This is a genomic window from Chlorogloeopsis sp. ULAP01, assembly GCF_030381805.1.
In the GTDB taxonomy this organism is placed as follows: Bacteria; Cyanobacteriota; Cyanobacteriia; order Cyanobacteriales; family Nostocaceae; genus Chlorogloeopsis.
Map to the genome: position 1 here is coordinate 18487 of NZ_JAUDRH010000014.1, position 21878 is coordinate 40364.

A 21878-nucleotide genomic window follows, 5' to 3' on the forward strand; every position below is an offset into this window, starting at 1 on the left:
TTGACGAATATAACCAAATTGCAAGTTATACTAATGTGCCGGAAATAGCTCCAAGTAAAAATCCAAATCCTGCCAAAGTTGCGAAAAATGTTACTTTCTTGAGCATCGTTACTACTCCCTGTGATTTATTCAACCAATTGTTTTCCGTCGGAAATTTCGCAAACGCAGGGCATTTGTGACTACCGACACGGAACTAAACGCCATTGCTGCACCTGCAATAATGGGGTTGAGCAGCCAACCGAAGAAGGGAAAAAGAATTCCTGCTGCAATTGGAATACCAGCGACGTTATAGATAAAGGCAAAAAAGAGATTCTGACGAATATTGCGAATTGTGGCACGAGAGAGTTGAATGGCGGTAACAATCCCTTGTAAATCCCCAGAAATGAGGGTGATATCACTTGCCGCGATCGCCACATCTGTTCCTGTGCCAATTGCTATCCCGACATCGGCTTGAGCTAGCGCTGGGGCATCATTAATGCCATCCCCAACCATTGCGACAATTTTGCCTTCCGATTGAATTTTCTCCACAGTCTTGACTTTCTGATCCGGGCGAACTTCAGCAAAAACTCTCTTGATACCGACTTCACGAGCAATCACTTCGGCAGTGCGGCGATTGTCTCCCGTCAACATCACTACTTCCAATCCCATTTTCTGCAATGCTCGAATCGCATTTACAGAAGATGGTTTCACCGCATCAGCAATGCCCATTATTGCTTGGATTTTGCTATTGATTGCAATCCAAATAACCGTCTTACCGAGATATTCCAGCCGATCCCAATGTTCCTGCAATGGATGTGTATCAATGCCTAACTCTCTCATCCAACGGTGGGTACCAATTTGTACCCATTGATTTGACACGTATCCTTGCACACCACTACCAGCGATCGCTTCAAAATCCTGTGCATCAGTTAACTCTATACCTTGAGATTGAGCATAGTTTACAACTGCTTCAGCCAATGGATGTTCTGAATTGCGTTCAACGGATGCTGCAAGACGTAGAAGATTTAGCTCATTGCTATTGGCTGTACCGTTGACAGTTACAAAGTCGGTGACAGTGGGCTTACCTTGGGTAATTGTACCCGTTTTGTCGAGGACAATTGTTTGTAGTTTGTGTCCCATTTCTAGACTTTCTGCACCTTTGATGAGGATGCCATTTTCTGCACCTTTGCCTGTGCCAACCATAATCGAGGTTGGAGTTGCTAGTCCTAAGGCACAAGGACATGCAATAATTAGGACTCCGACTGTCGTAATTAGCGCCATCGTCACATTGCCCATGATGTTGTACCAGAGGATGAACGTAGCAATGGCAATGGCAATTACAGCAGGTACAAACCATCCTGTAACTTGATCGGCTAGTTTTTGAATTGGAGCTTTCGACCCTTGGGCTTGCTGTACTAGCTTGACAATCTGCGCCAAAAATGTATCTTTACCTACTCGTGTGGCTCGGAATTTGAAGCTACCAGTTTTGTTGATTGTAGCTCCAATCACTTCATCACCTAGTTGTTTCTTCACAGGAAGACTTTCGCCGGTTACCATTGCCTCATCAATGGTGGAGGAACCTTCAACAATCTCACCATCCACCGGAATCTTTTCACCCGGACGTACCAAAATCACATCGCCCTCAACCACCTCTACAATGGGTACATCAATCTCTTGCCCATTGCGAATGACTCGCGCCGTTTTCGCCTGCAAACCCATGAGTTTACGAATAGCTTCGGAAGTTTGTCCTTTAGCACGGTTCTCTAACAATCGTCCGAGCAAAATCAGGGTAATCACCACCGCAGAGATTTCGTAATACACATCGGGTGACAATCCCTGGTTCAGGAAAAATCCGGGGAAAAAGGTTGGAAAAAGTGAATAGAAAAAAGCAGCACTGGTTCCCAAAGCAACCAATGTATCCATAGTGGCGGTATGACGCTTGAAGGCTTTCCAAGCTCCTTGATAAAAAGATTCACCGCTCCAAAATTGGATCGGGGCTGTTAAAACCAGCTGAAATAGAGGGTGGTGTAACCAAGCCGGAATCCAAGGCATATGCACCCCAGTCATCATTGGTAATCCTCCAATGACTAGGATGGTTGTAATCACTCCTCCCAAAATGAGCCGTCGTTTCAGTTTTCGCGATTCAGCCTGACGAGCTTCCTGCTCGGCATCTATTTGTGCGCTCATCATCTCTTGTTCTTGGAGGGGGTAGGCAGAGTATCCCGCTTGTGCGATCGCCTGTTGAATTTCCTCCAGGTTAGTTTGCAGAGGGTTGTATTGAATAGTAGCCTGCTCTGCCCCGAAGTTCACACTGCACGCTTCTACTCCCGGTACTGAGCGAATAGCTTCTTCAATATTGTTGGCACAGGAGGCACAACTCATCCCCCGTAGTTTCAGATTGATATTTTCCATTGTCAAACCTCCTAACGACGTCTTGAACTACTTTTTAAAGAATTTAGTGGGAGGTAACGGTATAACCTACGGCTGTAATTGCTTCTGTGATGCTATTCTCTACAGGCAGAACAAGCCGTGTTAGAAACTTTGAGTTGAAGTGTCATCTGATGTACTGTACTTGATCAATTAATCCCATTTTGAAATCTCCATCTTGCTGGAGAGTCAAGGGGTAGTGAGAAAAAATTTTTTAACAGTACCTTTGAGAGTACAAACAAAACTTCGTAACTCTACTAATGGCTACCGTTTATCTGCTGTACTCTATGTCAAAAAGATGACGATTTTAAATTAAGTAGCTAATATATAATTTGACATAGCAATTGTGATACGATTTTGGATTTTAAATTTTCTACCTACTGCCTTAACTTTCTAGATTTAAAGCAAGTAGTGTTATTTCCAAGTCAAGCTATTAACTACAAAAGTATTTCCCAAAGTTTCAATCATACTAATATTTAATCTATTAATATGGGCAAAATTGAATATTAATTTAAATATTTCAGTAATAATTATTGATACTTGAACAATTATTAAATTTTATAAAAATTAAATTGTAAGCCTTAAACATGGCTGGAGAGATTTATCAATGAATTTTAATAAATACTTCAAGCATTGGTTGAGCTTTACTTCCATCCAAAGTGTTGTTTTTTTAGCTCTAATATTAACTTTTTCTGACTTGAGAGTATTGGCTCAGAATATCCCTAAAGGTGGTATAGACTGGATTTTGCTCATAGATACTTCTGCTTCTATGCGTGGTATAGGCGGCACAAAAAATATCTTTGCTCAAGTAAAGAATTCTATAACTGAATTTGTCAATACTGCTAGATTGGGTGATACGGTTACTATCTATTCTTTTGATAAAGATATAACTTTAAATGCCAATAATATCACGATTAGCAGTAATCTCGATCGCGGTCAACTTAAGCAAATAATTAACTCACTCCAGGCTCAAGGTGTGCGTACTCACACAGGCAAAGCGGTGCAGAAGGCACTACAACATTCTGCATTGTTAAATCAACGTACTGATGCTCTCGGTCGCACTGTGAGTATTGTATTTTTGACAGACGGATTAGAAGATGTACGTGGTATTCCTAATCCAGTTTCTATTCCTAGTAATACCCAACTTTTACCCCAGCAACAATGCAAACCATATGTATTTTTTGTATCTTTAGGGCTGAAAGAACACGAAAAGCAATTGAATGACTTCGCCAGCAACCCAGCACTTTGTAGCAAAGGACAAGTATTGCGAGATCCTGGGGGAGTTCAGCTTAATAAGTTAGCTCAAAATATCCGACCTATGCTAGTTCAACCCAAGCTAGATGTCAATTTACCTAAAATCAATTCACAGCCAGTATTGCCTGGAACAACGACTAAACCGCTTAATATTAATGGCATTAGTAATGTCAATGCTACGGTCAATTTGCAATTACAAGACTTAAATCAAAGTGGCATTAAGTTAATTCCACCTAAGAACACAATCGACTTAGTTGCGAATAAACCAACAGTCATTCCCGTGCGTTTGCAGATACCAGCAGAGGCTAGGGGAGGAGTTCATAGCTTGCGCTTGGTGTTGACAACCGCAGACAAAGCGATCGCACCAATTACATTAGACTTGCCTGTAACTATTAAACCAACGCTAGAATTGCAACCTACGCAGATAGATTTTGGCTCCACCGAAGCAGGTAAAACAACCAAAACCCAAACTTTAGTAGTCAAAAGTAATATATCCGCAACAGCTAAATTACAACTGCAAGGCAATCCCAAAGACATTTCCATAGCACAACCTTCAGGAGCCTTATCCTTGCAAGTCGGAGCAACTAAAATTCCTGTGCAGTTAGGGGTTGTTGATAGCAGTTCTGAAGGTAAACGCACCTTAACCTTGGTACTTACTCCAGATGATGCGATCGCAAATCCGATCAATGCAGAAGTTCATCTAGATATTTTGATGCCACTGGGACGAAAAATCCTTACCTGGTTGCTCTTAGTGCTGCTAGTGGAATGTAAGCTATTAGACAATCTACTTTCAAAGTACAATCCTCTGAATTAATATTTTTCCTATTAGTACTATTAGTAATTTATGGAACTTAAGCAAAATTTCTCTAAAACCCTCTTTTCTCCGTGTTCTCTGTGTTCTCTGCGGTTAATTCTTCCGTAACTCATGCGTAAGTCAGCATCAATAAACTAAAAATACAAAACCTGATTTGTTTAAGAAACTAAGATTCTTAATAATAGAGCAAGCTCCACGTTTAATTTGCTTAATACTTAATCTGAAATATGTTATAAACTTGAAAAATTTCACTAGATTTTATAGCTAAAGTTTAATATTTGAGTTTTAAATACTTGACATATTTGCTACTTTTTTGGTTAACCACTCATACCAATTCTCTAATCCGGTTCCGGTGAGTGCAGAAACTTGAAAAATTTGAATATGAGGATTCACCTGCTGGGCATATTCTATACACTTTTGTACATCAAACTGCACGTAAGGTAATAAATCAATTTTAGTGAGAATCATAATCTCACTAGCGCGGAATATATGGGGATATTTTATCGGCTTATCTTCTCCTTCTGTCACAGAGAGAATTACTACTTTCAGATTTTCTCCTAAATCAAATAAAGCCGGGCAAACAAGATTACCAACATTTTCAATCATCACAACAGAATCTAGAGGTGGATTCAGTTGTTGTAATCCTCTGTCTATCATTGCGGCATCAAGATGACAACCTGTTCCTGTATTTATTTGTACAACCTTACAGCCTGTTTCTTGAATTTTTTTAGCATCATTAATTGTTTCTTGATCGCCTTCAATGACACTGATTGTTAAATTATTTTTTAAATCATGAATCGTACGCGTTAAGAGGGTAGTTTTACCGGCACCTGGAGAACTCATGAGATTAAGAGCAAGAATATTTCTACCTTTAAACCATCCGCGATTTTGGGCTGCAATTAAGTTATTTTTTGCTAAGATATCTTTTTCTAAAGATATAGTTGTGCCATGTATTTTGGCATGAACTTGTGATGCTTCGTGATTGTCTCCGTGACTGTGAGAATGGGTAATCACAGTACCATCTGGTAATGTGTGGGTGTGAGAGTGGTGACTGTTACCGTTGGCATGAATTGTTACTGATTCACCTGTTTCCAAATTGGCAATTTTAGCGTTACTATCATCAGAACAACCGCAGGTTACACACATATTTCCTCTATTTCTATTTCTTTAATTTTCAGTTCTTCACCAGCTATTAAATCTATTTTTACACTGCCACACTGGCACTTTCCAAAGGGTTGTTCTAGAGGAATATTTGCCCCGCATTCGCGACATTTTCCTAAGCCTGGAGTTTCTATAATTTCTAATTTTGCTCCTTCTAAAACTGTACCCTGAGAACAGATATCAAAACAAAATTGTATGGCATCGGGCATGATGGCTGATAGTTTGCCTATTTCTAATAATACTCGTTGCACTTTTGAACCTTGGGCGTGTTCGGATACAATTGCGATGATATTTTGGGTGATTCCTAGTTCATGCATAATATTTAAACGTAGACGCGTAGCGGCTTCCCGTAGGGTACCACAAAGGACACGAAGGACACGAAGTAATTAACAAATTCTTGGTAGTTGATCGCCGACAAGCATATCAACGATACGTTCTGCGCCAAAAATAGTTTTTAACAAAACAATTCCTGGGGGAGAGGATATAACTTCGCCAATAATGCAAGAATTTTTCCCGGCTGGATGAGATTGCATGGCTGATAAAACTTTATCAGCATTCTCACGCCCTACCACAACTACTAATTTACCTTCGTTGGCTAGATATAAAGGATCTAAACCTAATATTTCGCAGACACCTTTTACTTGTTCTCGAATTGGTATAGATTGTTCATTTACGCGAATTGCGACATTAGAACTGAGGGCAAATTCATTTAAAACGGTAGCTAAACCACCACGTGTAGCATCCCGCATGGCATGAATTTCTGGACAAATGTCGAGAATTGTTTCTACCAAATCATGTAGTGGCTGACAGTCACTTTCGATATCTGTTTCTAATGCTAATTCTCCACGAGCAATTAAAATTGCTGTACCATGATTGCCCAATTCACCATTAATAATTACTACATCTTTTGGTTGAATATTATGGGCAGAAATAGCAACACCTGGACGAATTACACCAATACCTGTTGTATTAATAAATAATTTATCTGCTGCACCGCGATGTACTACTTTTGTGTCACCAGTGACAATTTGGATGTCAGCTTTTTTAGCAGCAGCTTGCATACTATTGGCAACGCGCCGCAAAGTTTCTATTGGTAATCCTTCTTCTAAAATAACGCTACAAGTGAGATATAAAGGTTTGGCACCACTCACCGCTAAATCATTAATAGTACCATTGACTGCTAATTCTCCTATATCACTACCAGGAAAAAATAACGGATCGACGACATAGGAATCAGTAGTAAAAGCAAGGCGATCGCCTTGTTGCATGAGACTCGTTAAATTGAAAGTTGCTTGGTCTTCTAATTGTGAGAGAATCGGATTATCAAAATTACTGACAAAAATATCATCAATTAAATCGCGCATCGCTTTACCACCGCTACCATGCGCGAGAGTAATATTGGTATCATGTACTTTACTGCGGCGACGGCGAACTTGTTCAATTTTTTGAAAGAGTGAATTTGCTGAGGAATTAGCAGAGAAAATATTCATATTTAATCAATCATTATCAACTTTATACACCTTTCTAAACGTGTCTCCCAGCATATTTATCTTTGGTAATTTGAACAGTGACAAATGGCATAATTACTTTTCTTTCTTTGTGTACTTTGTGTACTTTGTGGTACCCTACGGGAAGCCGCTACGCGTCTACGTTTAAATATTCTTCAGCAGTAAAATGTGTTACGGCTATGCAAGGATTTGAGAGTTTAAGTAACGCACCTCCAAATCCTATACCTTTACCCTCTCTTTCCCAGTCTCTCTCTCCTTCACTACCTGAGAAAAGCGCCCATATTTGTAATAAGCGGCACAAGCACCTTCTGAGGAAACCATACAAGTTCCTATTGGGGTTTCTGGAGTGCAAGCTGTACCAAAAACTTTGCATTGCCAAGGCTTCAATACGCCTTTGAGAATCTCTCCACACTGACAAGCTTTATGATCGGCAACTTTCAGATTGGGAATAGTAAATTTATGTTCGGCATCAAACTGGGCATATTCAGAACGAATTTTGAATCCCGAATCAGGTATGTCACCCAAGCCGCGCCAATCAAATGTTTCTCGCACTTCAAAAACTTTATTCATAGCAGCGATCGCTACTTTATTCCCTGCTTTCTCTACCAGTCGATTATATTGATTTTCAACTTCGCAGCGATTATCTACTAGTTGTTGCAACAGCATCCAAATTGATTGGAGGATGTCTAAAGGTTCAAAGCCTGAAATCACAATCGGCTTGTGGTACTGTCGGGAAATAAATTGATATGGATCGGTACCAATTACCATACTGACATGACCAGGGCCGATAAATCCATCCAGTTGCAAGTCAGGATTATCTAGTAGTGCTTGCAAAGCGGGAATCACAAGGACATGATTGCAAAACATACTAAAGTTATTAATATTTTCTGCGGCTGCTTGCAAGATGGTGAAAGCGGTACTGGGGGCTGTGGTTTCAAAACCTAAGGCAAAAAATACAACTTCTTTATCAGGGTTATCCTTGGCTATTTTCAGACTATCTAAGGGAGAATAAAGCATACGGATATCTGCGCCTTGAGCTTTGGCTTGCAGTAGGCTTGTCTTAGAACCTGGTACTCGCATCGCATCGCCAAAGGTGGCAAAGATGACGTTGGGATTTTGAGAGATAGCGATCACATCATCTAGTCTACCTTTTGGCATGACGCACACTGGACAACCAGGCCCGTGAATTAGTTCAATTGCTTTAGGTAAAACTTCTTCAATACCATATTTAAAAATAGAATGGGTATGACCGCCACATACTTCCATAATTTTGATCGGTTTTTCTAGTATGGGGCAAAGTTTTTCTATTTGCCAGAGTAATGCCTCTGCTTTATGAGGATCACGAAATTCATCAACGTATTTCATATAAATGTTAGTAGTTAGTAGTTAGTAGTTAGTAGGGGCAGGTTTTGTTGATTATCTTTCGGTTAAAACTGACAATTATTTTCTAAACCCGCCCGTACAGTAGTTAGTAGGTAGTAGTATCCACTAACCAGTAGACATAACTTCTGCAATTTCTTGTAGTAACCGTAATGTTTCTGCTGCTTCTTTTTCGTTAATACGATTCATCGCAAATCCAACATGAACTAGTACCCATTCTCCAATACAATTTTCGGGAGGATGTTGTTCATCAATGATGCAAGTAATATTAACTTGACGCTTTACACCGCCGATATCAACAATCGCTAGTTTGTTATTTGCGTCTGTTATTTCTATGATTTGTCCAGGGATACCTAAACACATTCTTTATTACCTTGATAGGTGAAATTAACCACAGAGGCACAGAGAAGACTGAGAAAGATTTTTAAATCAGAGATAAAATAAGAAAACTGAGTAAAGCTTTAAAATATAGTGTTTTAAACGCAGAGGAACGCTAAGAAAACGCGGAGGTACGCAGAGTTTTTTCAAAGATAATATTGTGCGGCTGCAATTACTGCTTGCCCAAGTGCTAATCCTCCGTCATTACAGGGAATAATACTATGTGTTAATACATTCAAATCTAATTTTTGTAAGCGCTTACTAACTTGTTCTAACAAGATACTATTTTGATAAACTCCTCCTGTTAAAACTACATTTTTGATTACGTTTTGTTGGCAGATAATGTTAACCATTTCTACAATTGTTTGAGCTAAACTTTTATGAAATTTAGCAGCTACAAGTGATGGCGGGATTTGCTGCTGTAAGTCATCTAGTAAGGCTTGCCACATAGGATGCGAGTCTATACAGTAAATATTATCTAAAATGCCGATATTAAAAGAATAATTTAGTGTTTCTTCATGATTATTTAAGAAGTTGGCATCGACTAAAGCTTCCATTTCAATTGCTGCTTGCCCTTCATAGCTACACTCTTCTCGGCAAATTCCGATAGTAGCAGCAACAGCATCAAACAGTCGTCCGACTGAAGAAGTTAAGGGAGAATTAATACTTTTTGATACAACCTGGTTGAGAATATTTAGCGGTTGATTTCCAAGAAATTTGATGATTTCTAATTCTCCATATTGATTTTTTACATCTTCCCAACCGAAAGCTGAAGTTAATTGAGCATATGTGTTACGCCAAGGCTGTTTAATCGCTTTTTCTCCGCCAATCATTGGCACTGGCTTAAATTTTGCTAGTCTTTGAAAATGACGATAATCTGCTAACAAAAATTCTCCACCCCAAAGTGTACCGTCTTCACCATAACCCAAACCATCTAAAGCAATACCTAATACGGGTGGTGAATCTAGAGGTATACCGTTTTCTACCATGCAAGCGGCAATATGGGCGTGATGGTGTTGGATGGAATAAAGTTGAATTTGATTAGCAACTGCTAGTTCTTTACCGAGTTTTGATGACAAATATTCGGGATGTTTGTCAAGAGCGATCGCTTCTGGTTTATGCTCGAATAAATTTAAATACAAATTCAATGTATCTTGATAGGCAGCAAAAGCAGCAACATTTTCTAAATCTCCTAAATGTTGAGATAAAATTGCTTGTCCATTCTGTAACAAACAAAAAGTATTTTTTAACTCGCCACCCATTGCTAAAATATGTGGAACATTATTAAATCCAGGTGGTAAATTAATCGGTGCTGGTGCGTATCCTCTAGCACGGCGAATCATTTGTACTTGCTCGTCAACTATCCGCACCACTGAGTCATCTACTCGATTAACAATCTCCCGATTATGTAGGAGCAAATAATCTGCAATTTTGCCTAATTTTTCTCGTGCTTCTTCGTTATTTATACATTGCGGTTCATCAGAAAGATTGCCACTTGTTAAGACAATCGGGCGATTCATCCGCTTCAGGATTAAGTGGTGCAAAGGTGTATAAGGTAGTGTGAAGCCCAGGGTATTTTGCCCTGGTGCTACAGATGGGGCGATGGGAAGAAGACGCGGAGAACTTGAGACGCGGTGACGCGGAGAAGAAAATATACCTGCGTCTGGGTGTCTCCGTGTCTCTTTGTCCTCTTTGAGTCGCTTTTGTTTCAGCAACACAATCGGCGCGGCAGAACTTTCTAATAATTCTCTTTCTTTATCGCTAATAGTGCAGTATTTTTCAATAATCTCTACATCCCTCGCCATTAAAGCAAAGGGTTTATGATATCGTTGCTTGCGCTGGCGAAGTTTTTGCACAGCAGTTTCATTAGTGGCATCACAAGCGAGATGAATTCCACCGATACCTTTAATGGCAACTATTTCGCCTCTTTGTAACAACGTACAGACAGCATCGACATCATCTAGCATAGAGAACATCGAAGCTGTAATTGGTTTGCGATCGCTACGTTCTAAAGTTGCTTTGGGGCCGCAGACGTGGCAAGCTACTGGTTGAGCATGAAAGCGGCGATTTTCCACATCATCATATTCTCTAGTACATTCCGCACACAGGTTGAAACTAGCCATGCTCGTATTGCAGCGATCGTAAGGAATGGCACGAATAATACTTAAACGGGGGCCGCAATGCGTACAATTGGTGAAAGGATAGCGATAGAAGCGACTGTAGGGATTAAAAATTTCTTCTTTACATTGCACGCAAGTGGCAGCATCGGGACTAATTTCTGTTTTTACTGCACTACTAACGCTGTGAGAAATCACAAAATCATCAAAGGAAACTTCCCTTTCATAACGCTTGCGCTTAATTTCATTAATTCTTGCTAAAGGTGGGCATTCTTGCTGCAATTTGCGAATAAATTCTTCTATAGATGCATCAGTTCCAGATACACGAATAACTACGCCTTCACCGTCATTACAAACATCGCCATGCAAACCACAGGCTTTTGCCAGACGATAGACAGTCGGGCGAAATCCTACACCCTGAACAGTACCACGCACTCGAATTTCTTCAGCAGTCATTTTGCAGAATCTCACCCTCAAAACATTTAAATATCTTGATTAAAAATAACTAATTTCTGATTTGTGTTCTTTCTTGTTCTTTCTTTGTGTGCTACCCTTACGGGTAGACACGAAGTGGCTTCTGTAGACGGGCTTTGCCCGGCTTCCCGTATGGTAAGTAGCCGCTCCGCGTCTAATGTGTACTTTGTGGTTTGTTTCATGAAAACTGTCTTATTTAAGAAAATAAATATTTATCTGATTTGCCAAATTAAAACTCGATTATTTCCCGAATCAGCAATTACCGCCCTCTTGCCACAAATCTTGATTCCATAACACCAACTTAGACTATCTCGCCTTGGCTGCCCAAAATCACGATTTTCACTCTTACTTAGAAAATTATTTTGTCCGGCGATCGCATCCGCAGCAGCTCTTTGCAAAAATGAAATAGACTCAGGCTTTTTCCAACCTAATATCCGAGAATTAGCAGTATCCGCTACCAACAACCAATCGCCAGCAGCATCCACACCATAAGGCATACTCAAACTGCTAGAACTTGGGAAATAAACTCCTTGATTAATTTCAACAACATCAAAACTTTTTTGCCCTAATACTACAGTACAAGGCGTATTGTTTTCTGTGGGCATTCCATCCCAAATCATCACGCGGTTATTTCCCGCATCAGTCACAACCAAATTTTCTCCCCAAAAGGTAATATCGTGACACCAACGCATACTCGATGCGGAAGGATTATCGCCGCCATTTTCATTGCGTGATGTCATATCTAGCTGCCCCAAAACTAAATCTGCCGGTTGACTATTTTCTTTTGGTAATTGATGCCAAACTAACACGCGCCGATTACCTGTATCAGCTACAAATAACCGCCCATTGTGATAGAAAACTCCATAACACCAGTTCAGAGTATTTGCTGCCGCTTCTTGCTTACCCCGATTTGGTTCATTGTCACTAAAATTAGCTTGTCCTAATACTATATCTGCTGGAACATTGCTGTCTTCTGGTACTTTTTTCCAAATTAAAACGCGGTGATTCCATGCATCTGCGACTGCCATTCCTTCTCCACAGTAACAAATGCCAGTCGGCACACTAAAAGTATTACTTTCTGGTGAACCCTTAGCATTTTGTCCTTCACTATGAAAATCTGGTTGCCCAATTACCCAATCAGCAGGTTGGCTATCTTGAGTAGGTATATTCCGCCATCCTAATAAGCGATGATGTCCCGTATCAGACACCCACAAAAGCCCTTTTTCTGATTTTAAACAAGCTGCACGAGGGCCAAACATTTCAATACTACTAGGTGCAAGAGGGGTTACCAATTCCCCTGGTGCCATCATCCTTCCTAAAATTATCTCTGCACCTTCTGATGAAAGAGGAAAATTTTGAGGAATGTCTGTTGCTTGAGTTTGGAAATTCGATTTGGAAGTAATTTGGATGCGGCTATTCATTATTTAAGAAAAGTTAACCTTTTAGCCTTTACTTAACGGCAACTACATTAGTAATTTCTGGACAATACATTTTAATCGTCTGTTCAATTCCTTGAGAAAAAGTTAATGTTGAAGCAGGGCAATGACCACAAGCACCAATTAGCTTAACTTCTACTGTATCTGGTTCTTTAATAGCTACTAATTCCACATCACCATTATGACTTTTCAAACTTGGGCGCACTTCATCTAAGGCTTTTTGAATACGTTTTGTTAAAGGTGGTGTTGGTGGTTTGACTAATTCATGATAAAGCAATACACCGTAGACTACCTCATCCTTAGCGGCATTACACAGTGCTGGCATTGATTCTTGTTTGATACTCTTGATTAAGCGGGTTAAAGCTTCTTTATGCAATTCTTCTATTGCCCTTTTCAAACCTATAGCTACACCTCTTTTACTTTCATCCCACTCAGATATAATTACCTCAAACCGACTAATTTCTTGTACCAATTCCTCAAGAGTAGCCATTATATTTTTGTTATTGTTTATAATTGCCCTCAGACTGGAAGTCTGGGGCTATAAAAATAAATCTTGCCTCCGCAGGCTCAACATCAATCCACATCGGCGAACTTGGTTTGTGTAGCTGCGAATTTTATTAGCCGTATGTTTCTAATCCCTATGACAATTAGTAATTAATAAATTACTTCATTTTGAAATCTTTGAGTAGAAACGGCATAATAGTACCCGTTGTTAAGCTAGATGCTGCCACTGTTAGCCAAAGCGGAAATTTCAAGAGTAAAAGTAAAAATAGTAGTAGTGAACTAATACTAGTACCAATTCCAACTTGCCGCCAAAAATACTGCGGCTCACGTATTAGTTTGCCTTTCATAAATAACTTGGCAGAAAACCAACCTATTTCTAACATGAAAACTCCTAAAATTTAGGACAAAAATTTAGTAAAAATAATCCTAATACTATCGCTGGAATTACACCAGCAGGGCCAAATAACCCACCTATCATGGCTGCAAACTGATTACCTAATTCTTCACCAGCTAATAAAATTCCACCAATCGCACCACCCACTAAAGATAATACAGTTGCTATTACTAAGTAAATCAAACCTGTAACTAAATTAATGTCATTACCTGCTAAACTTTTAAATACCTCAGTCATTGTTTATTCTCCTCATATTTTTCATTGATAATTACAATACTCTATTAGCCATTAGCCATTCAACTCTTGCAATGTTTGGGCTACAACTTCGGCTTGTTCTATTTGTCCATACTGTGTAAAAATTTCCCAGGCTTCTTGAAAATATCCACGCGCTTGTAAGAGATTTTGAGGATTGCCGATTTCTGGCTTCTCCAAATCATCAAGTAAATTAAATAGAGCGTTGGCTTTGTTAGAAATGGTGTTGGCGTATTCTAAAGGTGTGTCTCTGGAGTTACGTACTTTTAATGCTTCGTTGTAAGCTGCGATCGCCCGCACTAAATTATCTACAGGATGGGCAGATGGTAAATATTGCAATGCGTTACCTAAATTGTTCTGCAACATTGCATATTCTCTGGGATGTTCAATCAGGTTTATTCGCTTGAGCGCTACCTCAAAAGACTGTACAGCCAAACCTTCAAACAAATATTGCTGCTGCGAACCACCAGACATGGAAAGGTAGGCGATCGCTATATTGTTGTGTAAGATTGCATATTCCTGTGGATATTTATCCCAAGTAAATACCCGCAAGGCTTCTTGATACGCCTGAATGCTGTCTGCTACCTTTGCCAAATTAAACGGTACTAAAGATTGTAATATCAAGCCATAGTTCATTTGGGCTTCGGCAACTTCTTCAGGAGACGCCAACTTTTGTAATATCGGCAAAGCTTCTGTGTAAATTGCTTTCGCTTGCAACAGCAATTCTTCTGTACCGTCTGGGATTGCCCGCAGCGCCCCTCCTATCCCTACTTTTGCCCGCGCCTTCAAAAGAGGGTAATCTTCACCAGATAATTCTTCTGCCTGCTCGTATAGCGCGATCGCATTCCACAAATCTTGGGTGGTTTTCGGCTTTTTCACAAAGCCATGTGCCATCTCAATCAACATCTCAATTTTGTCTTTTGTCGATGCTGATTCAGAGGCAATAGCAGCGATCGCTGCTTTCACTGCGGCATCAGTAATAGTTGGTATCATATCAGATGTGGAGTCGCAATTAGGAAGGCAGCTTTTAACTTTTGCTAACTAGTAATCAACCAAAACCTTGTAGCTAGATTACCTAAAATTAATGTTTAAACTTATACAATTTGTGGCTGTATTACCCACTAATCTGTCAGATAGGCTTTCAGTAAATCTCTAAATTGTTACTAAAAGCTTTCATCGATTTTATTGAATTTACCTTAGCTTTTCTACTTTTAATATAAAACAAAATGCAACCAAAAATCTAGTTACTAGACGTTACATTTTTAAATAAGATCATCAAATCCCCGACTTCTCAAAAAAGTTGGGGATTTGTGTTTGTGGCTCTATATTTTTAATTTACATCTAAATCCTAGGTAATTATAACTGCTTAATTAAATACTCATCATATTTAAAATTTAAACAAGCATTGACTTGTGAGAGTATATTTTTCAGATTTGATTTTAGGTAATCTAAATTGTATATAAATTTTTAGTGACTTATTCAAAAGACTTTGAGATTTTGCTAACGTAATCAATACGTAATAACAAGATAATTATTTGTACTTTAGAGGATGTATTTACTATAACATTTAAACCAGAAAATTATGTTTTTTTAGTTTTCATAAATACGTTAATTTTTATTTAAATGTCTACAATAGAAACGAAAAGCCATTGATAGTAAAGGGGACTAGGGACTGGGAAGAATTCACTTTGAGAGCGTTTCTTTCCTAATCCCTAGTACCTAGTAACGAGTACCCACTACACTGTTAAACTTCCTAATTTTTGTATTCTAAACAACACAAATGCGCAGCCAATGACTAACGTAATCTGGCTACAAGGTGGTGCTTGTTCAGGCAACACCATGTCATTTTTAAATGCTGAAGAACCAACCGTTTGCGATTTAATTGCCGATTTCGGTATTAAGGTACTGTGGCATCCTTCCTTGGGACTGGAGCTAGGGGACAGTTTGCAAGCAATGCTGTGGGATTGTGTTCTCGGCAAAATTCCCCTAGATATTTTGGTATTTGAAGGTACAGTAGTTAATGCTCCCAACGGAACGGGAGAATGGAACCGCTTTGCCCACCGTCCGATGAAAGATTGGGTAAGCGACTTAGCAAAAATCGCGAAGTTTGTAGTAGCTGTGGGTGACTGTGCTACTTGGGGCGGAATCCCCGCAATGGCACCCAATCCCAGCGAATCCGAAGGATTACAATTTCTTAAACGCCAAAAGGGTGGTTTTTTAGGGACAGATTATAAATCCAAAGCTGGACTACCTGTGATTAATATTCCTGGATGCCCTGCCCATCCCGATTGGATAACGCAGATATTAGTTGCGATCGCCACAGGTCGTTTAGATGATATCACCCTTGACGAACTCAATCGTCCTCAAACCTTCTTTAAAACCTTTACCCAAACAGGTTGTACCCGCAACATTCACTTTGCCTACAAAGCCACAACCGCAGAATTCGGTCAGCGTAAGGGTTGTCTGTTCTATGACTTGGGTTGTCGTGGCCCCATGACTCATTCTTCCTGCAACCGGATTTTGTGGAATCGCGTTTCTTCCAAAACTCGTGCGGGTATGCCTTGTTTAGGTTGCACCGAACCAGAATTTCCCTTCTATGACCTTAAACCGGGAACGGTATTTAAGACACAAACAGTAATGGGGGTTCCTAAAGAAATACCGCCAGGCATGAAGAAAAAAGAATATGCTTTACTCACAGTAGTCGCCAAAGATGCAGCACCAGATTGGGCAGATGAAGATATTTTTACAGTTTAGTCATTGGTCAATAGTCATTAGTCATTAGTAAATGACCAATGACAAAGGACACATGACAAATGACAAAGGACAAATATTATGGGTATCCAAACATTAGACATCTCGCCCGTTGGTAGAGTCGAGGGCGATTTAGATGTGCGAGTTGAAATTGAAGATGGGCAGGTAGTTAACGCCTGGACTCATGCCGAACTCTTTCGAGGATTTGAAGTTATCCTGCGCGGCAAAGATCCGCAAGCCGGATTAATTGTCACACCTCGTATTTGCGGTATTTGTGGAGGTTCTCACCTGACTTGTGCGTCATGGGCATTAGATACGGCATGGGAAACAGAAGTTCCGCGCAATGCGATTTTGGCAAGAAATCTTGGTCAACTTGTTGAAACAATTCAAAGCATACCCCGCTATTTTTACGGGCTATTTGCTATTGACCTGACTAATAAAAAATACCAGCATAGCCGCTACTATAACGAAGCTGTCCGCCGCTTTGCCGCTTTCACTGGTAAGCATTATGAAATCGGTGTCACAATTTCTGCCAAACCAGTCGAAATTTATGCTCTTTTAGGCGGTCAATGGCCTCATTCTAGTTACATGGTTCCCGGTGGCGTCATGTGCGCCCCCACCCTCACAGACATCACCCGTGCTTGGTCAATCCTGGAATATTTCCGTACCAATTGGTTAGAACCAATATGGTTGGGTTGTTCATTGGAACGTTACGAACAAATCCAAACCTATGATGACTTTATGGCGTGGCTACACGAAAACCGCAATCATCGCCAGTCTGACTTGGGTTTTTATTGGCGCATGGGTTTAGATATTGGTCTAGATAAATTTGGTGGCGGTGTAGGTAAATATGTCACTTGGGGATATTTACCTCATGAAGATAGATACCAAAAGCCAACGATAGAAGGGCGAAATGCCGCCATGATTATGAAGAGTGGAGTGTATGACAGTTTCAGCGACACTCATACCTTGATGGATCATACCTTTGCCCGCGAGAATACCACTCACTCTTGGTATGACGAAGGCAAAGAAGACATTCACCCCTTTGCTCGCACGACTAACCCAATCCAAAAGAATGATAAAGACTTCAATAACGCTTATTCTTGGTCAACAGCAGTACGTCATGTAGACTACGGACGTTTAGAAGCAGGCCCCTTAGCGCGGCAATTGGTGGCGGGTGGTAAGCATGGCGAATCTTGGCAGCACTATGATGGATTTATTTTAGATGTCTTCAAGCGCATGGGTGGCCCCAGCGTTCATGTGCGCCAATTGGCACGAGTTCACGAGCTTGTTAAATTATACCGCCAAGCCGAACATTGTCTGCGTGAGTTCAAATTAAACGATCCCTGGTATATCAAACCAAAAGAAAAAGATGGACGTGGTTGGGGTGCAACAGAAGCAGCACGAGGTTCTCTGTGTCACTGGGTAGAACTAGAAGACGGCAAAATTAAGAACTACCAAGTCATTGCCCCTACTACTTGGAACGTGGGGCCTCGTGATGCCGAACAAAAGCGCGGCCCAATTGAAGAAGCTTTGATTGGCATACCCATTGCCGATCCAACCGATCCAATAGAAGTTGGTCATGTGGCAAGGTCATTTGATTCCTGTTTGGTATGTACCGTTCACGCCCACGATGCCAAGACGGGTGAAGAACTCGCACGTTTTCGGACAGCGTAATTTCTAGAACTTACCCAGCCAGCGAAAAGCACGCTTAAGTTCCTCTGTGCCATTTTCAGGATACCAACGACCGTGGGCAAGGATAACTCTGTTTGGTTCCCATGCAATTATCTGGCGGATAGCCTCTCGCGTTTGGGCTTTGCGTCCCCAGAAAGTGAGTCGCAAATCAAAGGGAGTTTTTCCATCAGGATCTAGACAGCCACCTAATCTCGCTAATAATTCGTATTTTTTACCAATCTTGTCAGCTTCAAAATTTTCGATGAGGTCGGCAAAAATCAAAGTATGAGACGGCTTATGCAGAAAAACAACCTCATCCATAAAGCGACTACCGTGAACAATTACCTGATCAATTTCCTCTGCCCAAGCAGAATCTGGTTCCTCACTCAAATCCCGATCAAAAACAATATTCTTGGCTCGCTCTCGCACTCTTGGCGATGCCCATTTGATCGCATCAGGATAAACTTCACCCCATTGTTCAATGTAAGCATAATGAATTTTATTCGGTGAAACCAGGTGCCGGACTCTTCCCAACGTGTCAATTTCTGCTTTCAGTTCATTAGTTAAGTGTGTTGGCGAATGGATAAACAAATCATCGTTAGTTAAACGGATAACAGTCATGCGTGTGGGAAAAGGTATATTAGTACCGTAGGCTTGCATCTGGATAATCAGCCCATCAACAATCCAGATATTTTCATCAACGTACTTAAGAGTGTTAATTGGTTCGTAAAGTTTTGCATCCTTCATAGTTACATCACCCTTCCAAAAATCTCTACATCTTCAGGTGAAAGAATGTCACAAGATAATCTAATGTCTGATTTGGAATTACACAACTATTTTTCTCGTCTTCCAGAAGAAGCACTGAAAGAATTTACAGACTGGTGTATTTTTGAGCAAGCGATCGCAGCTGGATACGAATTCACTCCAGATGCGAAAAAGTTAGAAGATCTGGAGGGAGCCTACTACATTGAAGAACTTGTCGATCAGTTCGTCAAAGCGACAAGAAATACAATTGAAGGTGGTTTAGCAGCTTTATTAGCAGGAACGCAAGCTGATAAAAATGCTCTCAAAGGCATACCAATTGTAGTTGATTTTATTTCTCTTTATGTCAAGTATTTAGCTCCAAAAGGCAAGAATAATACATTACCCGTAGACGAGAAATTAGCTCAAGCATCACAAGAACAGTTAGATAAACTACGTGAGATTGCTAAAAAATATGATGTAGAAATTTGAACATTAACTGCTGTATTTTCTAGCTTTTAGTATCTGCGTCTAAACAGACTCTGCTTCTCTTATATGAAGTAGAGTCTTGAGCTAAGGTATTTCTAAATGAGAAAACCTGACAAAAAGAAAGGCTACAGATAAATTATGAGCGTTCAAAGCACCATTTTATTTATTTAGAGAGGCTCATCATTATTGTACAGAGAATTTAACAACTGCTCTGTAATATCAATGAGTTCATATACAGAACTTTGCGTTATTTGGGTAGTTTTGAAACCATGAGCAATAGCATTACGTATTAGTAGAGCATTCATTAGTGATTGGTAATCAGATTTAGAAATCACACCTTCTGTTGCTAATTGCTTTAATAAATGAAGTGGATCGGGTTTTTGTAAACTTAAACCTTCCTTTTTGGTAACAAGCCTTAGAGTTGCTTCGGTAAGAGACCAAGTATAAAGAATAGCCGATTCTGGATGCTGGTTGGTAAGTTCTCTTGCGATTTGCAGTCGTGATTCTATCTCTTTTTCTTGAAGAGAACCCTCGGCTTTAACTGAGTATGCTACATCATCTGGGTTAGTCATCACTAACTCTAATCTCCACCCAGGATGATTCTCCACGGCTTGAGCTAAATCACGCAAGTATTGGGCAGACGCTATTGAAGAAAGTGACTTGACTTCAACAACAACTGCTTCTGTCCCTCGGCGCACGATCATGTCAGGACAATAATCTTTAAGGAAATCAGGTAGATCCTCCGGTCTTTCTGGTAACAGCACTTCGTAACCTTTTTCACGATACTCTTGTGCCAGTTTCAGCAATCGCTCTCTTTCAAGTTGTGCAGTTGTAGTCGTCATCAGATAAGTTCCTCCTGGTCAGGGGCATCGGTTACAACAATGTGCAGAAACTCATTACCTCGCGCAAAGCCTTCTGCCAATATTGGAGTTATATTTTCTATTCTAAAGTTACCTGATAAATTTCTTTTCCTCACTACGGCATCAGTTATTTGATCATCATCAACATATGCCAAACCAATAATTGCATCTTGAATTGGCTTAACTATATTGTCTACATCCATTGCAACTGAGTCATAGAAATACGTTACCTGAAGCATAATTAGCCCAGTAGCTATTTTTTGCTCTGGAGACCAATATTTTTGTGCCTCTTGCCGAACTAATGTTTTCCAAAGCCTGAGCTTCTCACGCCTACGTGTTTGTTGTGATACTGGCGGCCCATCTACTATAAACTCAAATGTTGTCAATGCTCTTTAAAAATGAAAATGAGAATTGTTTTTTAATTCCTTAATTCTGCTATTGTATTTAATTTTACGGCACTGCTATTTAATCTTTTGTGGAAAAGTCGAAAAACTATGGAACTGGTCTTGTAAACGCTGAATCTATTGAAGCTATAGAATCACATATTGGAGAGGAGTGAATGATGAGAGTTAATCACAAGCAACTGAAAAAATGGGTTTTGCATCCAGTTGCGTTGGGCTTGGTAGTAGCAGGTGCGATCGCCTGTCAGCCTGAATCTCCAATAGTTAGTTCCTCGCCAGCAAGTCCCGCTTCCAATCGAGAGGTTTCTCCATCCAAACCATCTACTCCAAAACCCGTTCCCCAAAACAAAGCCATCTACAAAAGTGATCGCTTTGGTTTTCAGTTTAGTTATCCTCCTAATATTTTTGTGGTAAATGATAAAGCAAAAATACCCTCTAGTAATAATGCTTCGTTAGCTGCTATTGAAATTTGGACTCAAGAACACGCCAATAAAATTCGTTCGGGTACATATGAAGGGGGAACAGAATATCCGGCAAATGTCAGCGTCACAGTAGCGAATAACCCTCAAAAGTTGCCATTGCAGAAATGGGTACAACAAAGTAACCAGTTTGGCATAACTCGTGCATTTAAATATACAAAAATTGCCGGACAAAAAGTGATCGCCTTCCAATCCAGTGGCTTATACGAGAATGAGCACGTTGTCTTCAAAAGTCCCAATGGTTCTAACATTATCGTTATTACATTTGGGAAGACTGGCTACGGAAATAATGACGCTATCTACCAAAAAGCATTTGATCAAGTGGTAAATTCATTTACATTCGTGCGTGGATAGGCAACGCCAATTCAATTCAAAAAGTACTATTACTACCATTCCCACTCAAAG

20 protein-coding genes are annotated in these 21878 nt (G+C 40.1%); 5 read left to right on the forward strand and 15 right to left on the reverse strand.

Annotated elements, in window-relative coordinates; genetic code table 11:
* Positions 1-129: 129 nt before the first annotated feature.
* Entirely contained in the window at positions 130-2391 is a 2262-nt protein-coding gene (locus QUB80_RS24795) for a heavy metal translocating P-type ATPase (RefSeq protein WP_289792147.1), read from the reverse strand.
* A gap of 622 nt (positions 2392-3013) precedes the next feature.
* Here QUB80_RS24795 and QUB80_RS24800 point away from each other — a divergent pair.
* Positions 3014-4474: a vWA domain-containing protein gene (locus tag QUB80_RS24800; protein ID WP_289792148.1), complete on the forward strand. Its 1461-nt coding sequence runs from the start codon at positions 3014-3016 to the stop codon at positions 4472-4474.
* Positions 4475-4759: 285 nt separating this feature from the next.
* Here QUB80_RS24800 and hypB read toward each other — a convergent pair whose 3' ends face one another.
* The 11 genes from hypB to QUB80_RS24855 all read right to left on the reverse strand — a co-directional run bounded on the left by hypB (position 4760) and on the right by QUB80_RS24855 (position 15071).
* A complete protein-coding gene (gene hypB, locus QUB80_RS24805; RefSeq protein WP_289792149.1) occupies positions 4760-5620 on the reverse strand; it encodes a hydrogenase nickel incorporation protein HypB in 861 nt (286 codons plus the stop codon).
* The gene (hypA, locus tag QUB80_RS24810) at positions 5611-5952 is read right to left on the reverse strand and encodes a hydrogenase maturation nickel metallochaperone HypA (RefSeq protein ID WP_289792150.1); all 342 of its coding nucleotides are present in this window, start codon (positions 5950-5952) and stop codon (positions 5611-5613) included. The genes hypB and hypA overlap by 10 nt, the downstream gene beginning before the upstream one ends.
* A gap of 69 nt (positions 5953-6021) precedes the next feature.
* Positions 6022-7125 carry a hydrogenase expression/formation protein HypE gene (gene hypE / locus QUB80_RS24815; protein ID WP_289792151.1) on the reverse strand — a complete coding sequence of 368 codons (1104 nt, stop codon included), beginning with the start codon at positions 7123-7125 and terminating at the stop codon, positions 6022-6024.
* A 237-nt stretch (positions 7126-7362) separates the two neighbouring features.
* Positions 7363-8508, reverse strand: coding sequence for a hydrogenase formation protein HypD (gene hypD, locus QUB80_RS24820; protein WP_289792152.1), 1146 nt, complete (start codon positions 8506-8508; stop codon positions 7363-7365).
* 123 nt (positions 8509-8631) lie between these two features.
* A complete protein-coding gene (locus QUB80_RS24825; RefSeq protein ID WP_289792153.1) occupies positions 8632-8886 on the reverse strand; it encodes a HypC/HybG/HupF family hydrogenase formation chaperone in 255 nt (84 codons plus the stop codon).
* Between the two features lie 161 nt (positions 8887-9047).
* On the reverse strand, positions 9048-11474 hold the full coding sequence (locus QUB80_RS24830; RefSeq protein WP_289792154.1) for a carbamoyltransferase HypF: 2427 nt from the start codon (positions 11472-11474) through the stop codon (positions 9048-9050).
* 230 nt (positions 11475-11704) lie between these two features.
* Positions 11705-12913, reverse strand: a complete 1209-nt coding sequence (locus QUB80_RS24835; RefSeq protein ID WP_289792155.1) for an NHL repeat-containing protein — start codon at positions 12911-12913, stop codon at positions 11705-11707.
* Between the two features lie 28 nt (positions 12914-12941).
* Complete coding sequence (locus tag QUB80_RS24840) at positions 12942-13418, reverse strand: NifU family protein (protein WP_289792156.1); 477 nt, start codon at positions 13416-13418, stop codon at positions 12942-12944.
* A 172-nt stretch (positions 13419-13590) separates the two neighbouring features.
* Positions 13591-13815, reverse strand: a complete 225-nt coding sequence (locus tag QUB80_RS24845) for a hypothetical protein (protein ID WP_289792157.1) — start codon at positions 13813-13815, stop codon at positions 13591-13593.
* Positions 13816-13823: 8 nt separating this feature from the next.
* Entirely contained in the window at positions 13824-14063 is a 240-nt protein-coding gene (locus tag QUB80_RS24850) for an asr0689 family protein (RefSeq protein ID WP_289792158.1), read from the reverse strand.
* A 51-nt stretch (positions 14064-14114) separates the two neighbouring features.
* A complete protein-coding gene (locus tag QUB80_RS24855) occupies positions 14115-15071 on the reverse strand; it encodes a hypothetical protein (RefSeq protein ID WP_289792159.1) in 957 nt (318 codons plus the stop codon).
* A gap of 798 nt (positions 15072-15869) precedes the next feature.
* Here QUB80_RS24855 and QUB80_RS24860 point away from each other — a divergent pair.
* On the forward strand, positions 15870-16832 hold the full coding sequence (locus QUB80_RS24860) for a hydrogenase small subunit (RefSeq protein ID WP_289792160.1): 963 nt from the start codon (positions 15870-15872) through the stop codon (positions 16830-16832).
* Positions 16833-16910: 78 nt separating this feature from the next.
* Complete coding sequence (locus tag QUB80_RS24865; protein ID WP_289792161.1) at positions 16911-18506, forward strand: nickel-dependent hydrogenase large subunit; 1596 nt, start codon at positions 16911-16913, stop codon at positions 18504-18506.
* Positions 18507-18509: 3 nt separating this feature from the next.
* On the opposite strand, the gene QUB80_RS24870 is transcribed toward QUB80_RS24865, so the two are convergent.
* On the reverse strand, positions 18510-19250 hold the full coding sequence (locus QUB80_RS24870; protein ID WP_289792162.1) for a DUF4336 domain-containing protein: 741 nt from the start codon (positions 19248-19250) through the stop codon (positions 18510-18512).
* Between the two features lie 45 nt (positions 19251-19295).
* On the opposite strand from QUB80_RS24870, the gene QUB80_RS24875 reads away from it, so the two are divergent.
* Positions 19296-19736 carry a hypothetical protein gene (locus QUB80_RS24875; RefSeq protein WP_289792163.1) on the forward strand — a complete coding sequence of 147 codons (441 nt, stop codon included), beginning with the start codon at positions 19296-19298 and terminating at the stop codon, positions 19734-19736.
* A 164-nt stretch (positions 19737-19900) separates the two neighbouring features.
* Here QUB80_RS24875 and QUB80_RS24880 read toward each other — a convergent pair whose 3' ends face one another.
* Positions 19901-20575, reverse strand: a complete 675-nt coding sequence (locus tag QUB80_RS24880; protein WP_289792164.1) for a DUF4145 domain-containing protein — start codon at positions 20573-20575, stop codon at positions 19901-19903.
* A complete protein-coding gene (locus QUB80_RS24885) occupies positions 20575-20979 on the reverse strand; it encodes a RusA family crossover junction endodeoxyribonuclease (protein WP_289792165.1) in 405 nt (134 codons plus the stop codon). The genes QUB80_RS24880 and QUB80_RS24885 overlap by 1 nt, the downstream gene beginning before the upstream one ends.
* A 173-nt stretch (positions 20980-21152) precedes the next feature.
* On the opposite strand from QUB80_RS24885, the gene QUB80_RS24890 reads away from it, so the two are divergent.
* Positions 21153-21827 carry a hypothetical protein gene (locus tag QUB80_RS24890; RefSeq protein ID WP_289792166.1) on the forward strand — a complete coding sequence of 225 codons (675 nt, stop codon included), beginning with the start codon at positions 21153-21155 and terminating at the stop codon, positions 21825-21827.
* Positions 21828-21878: the final 51 nt, after the last annotated feature.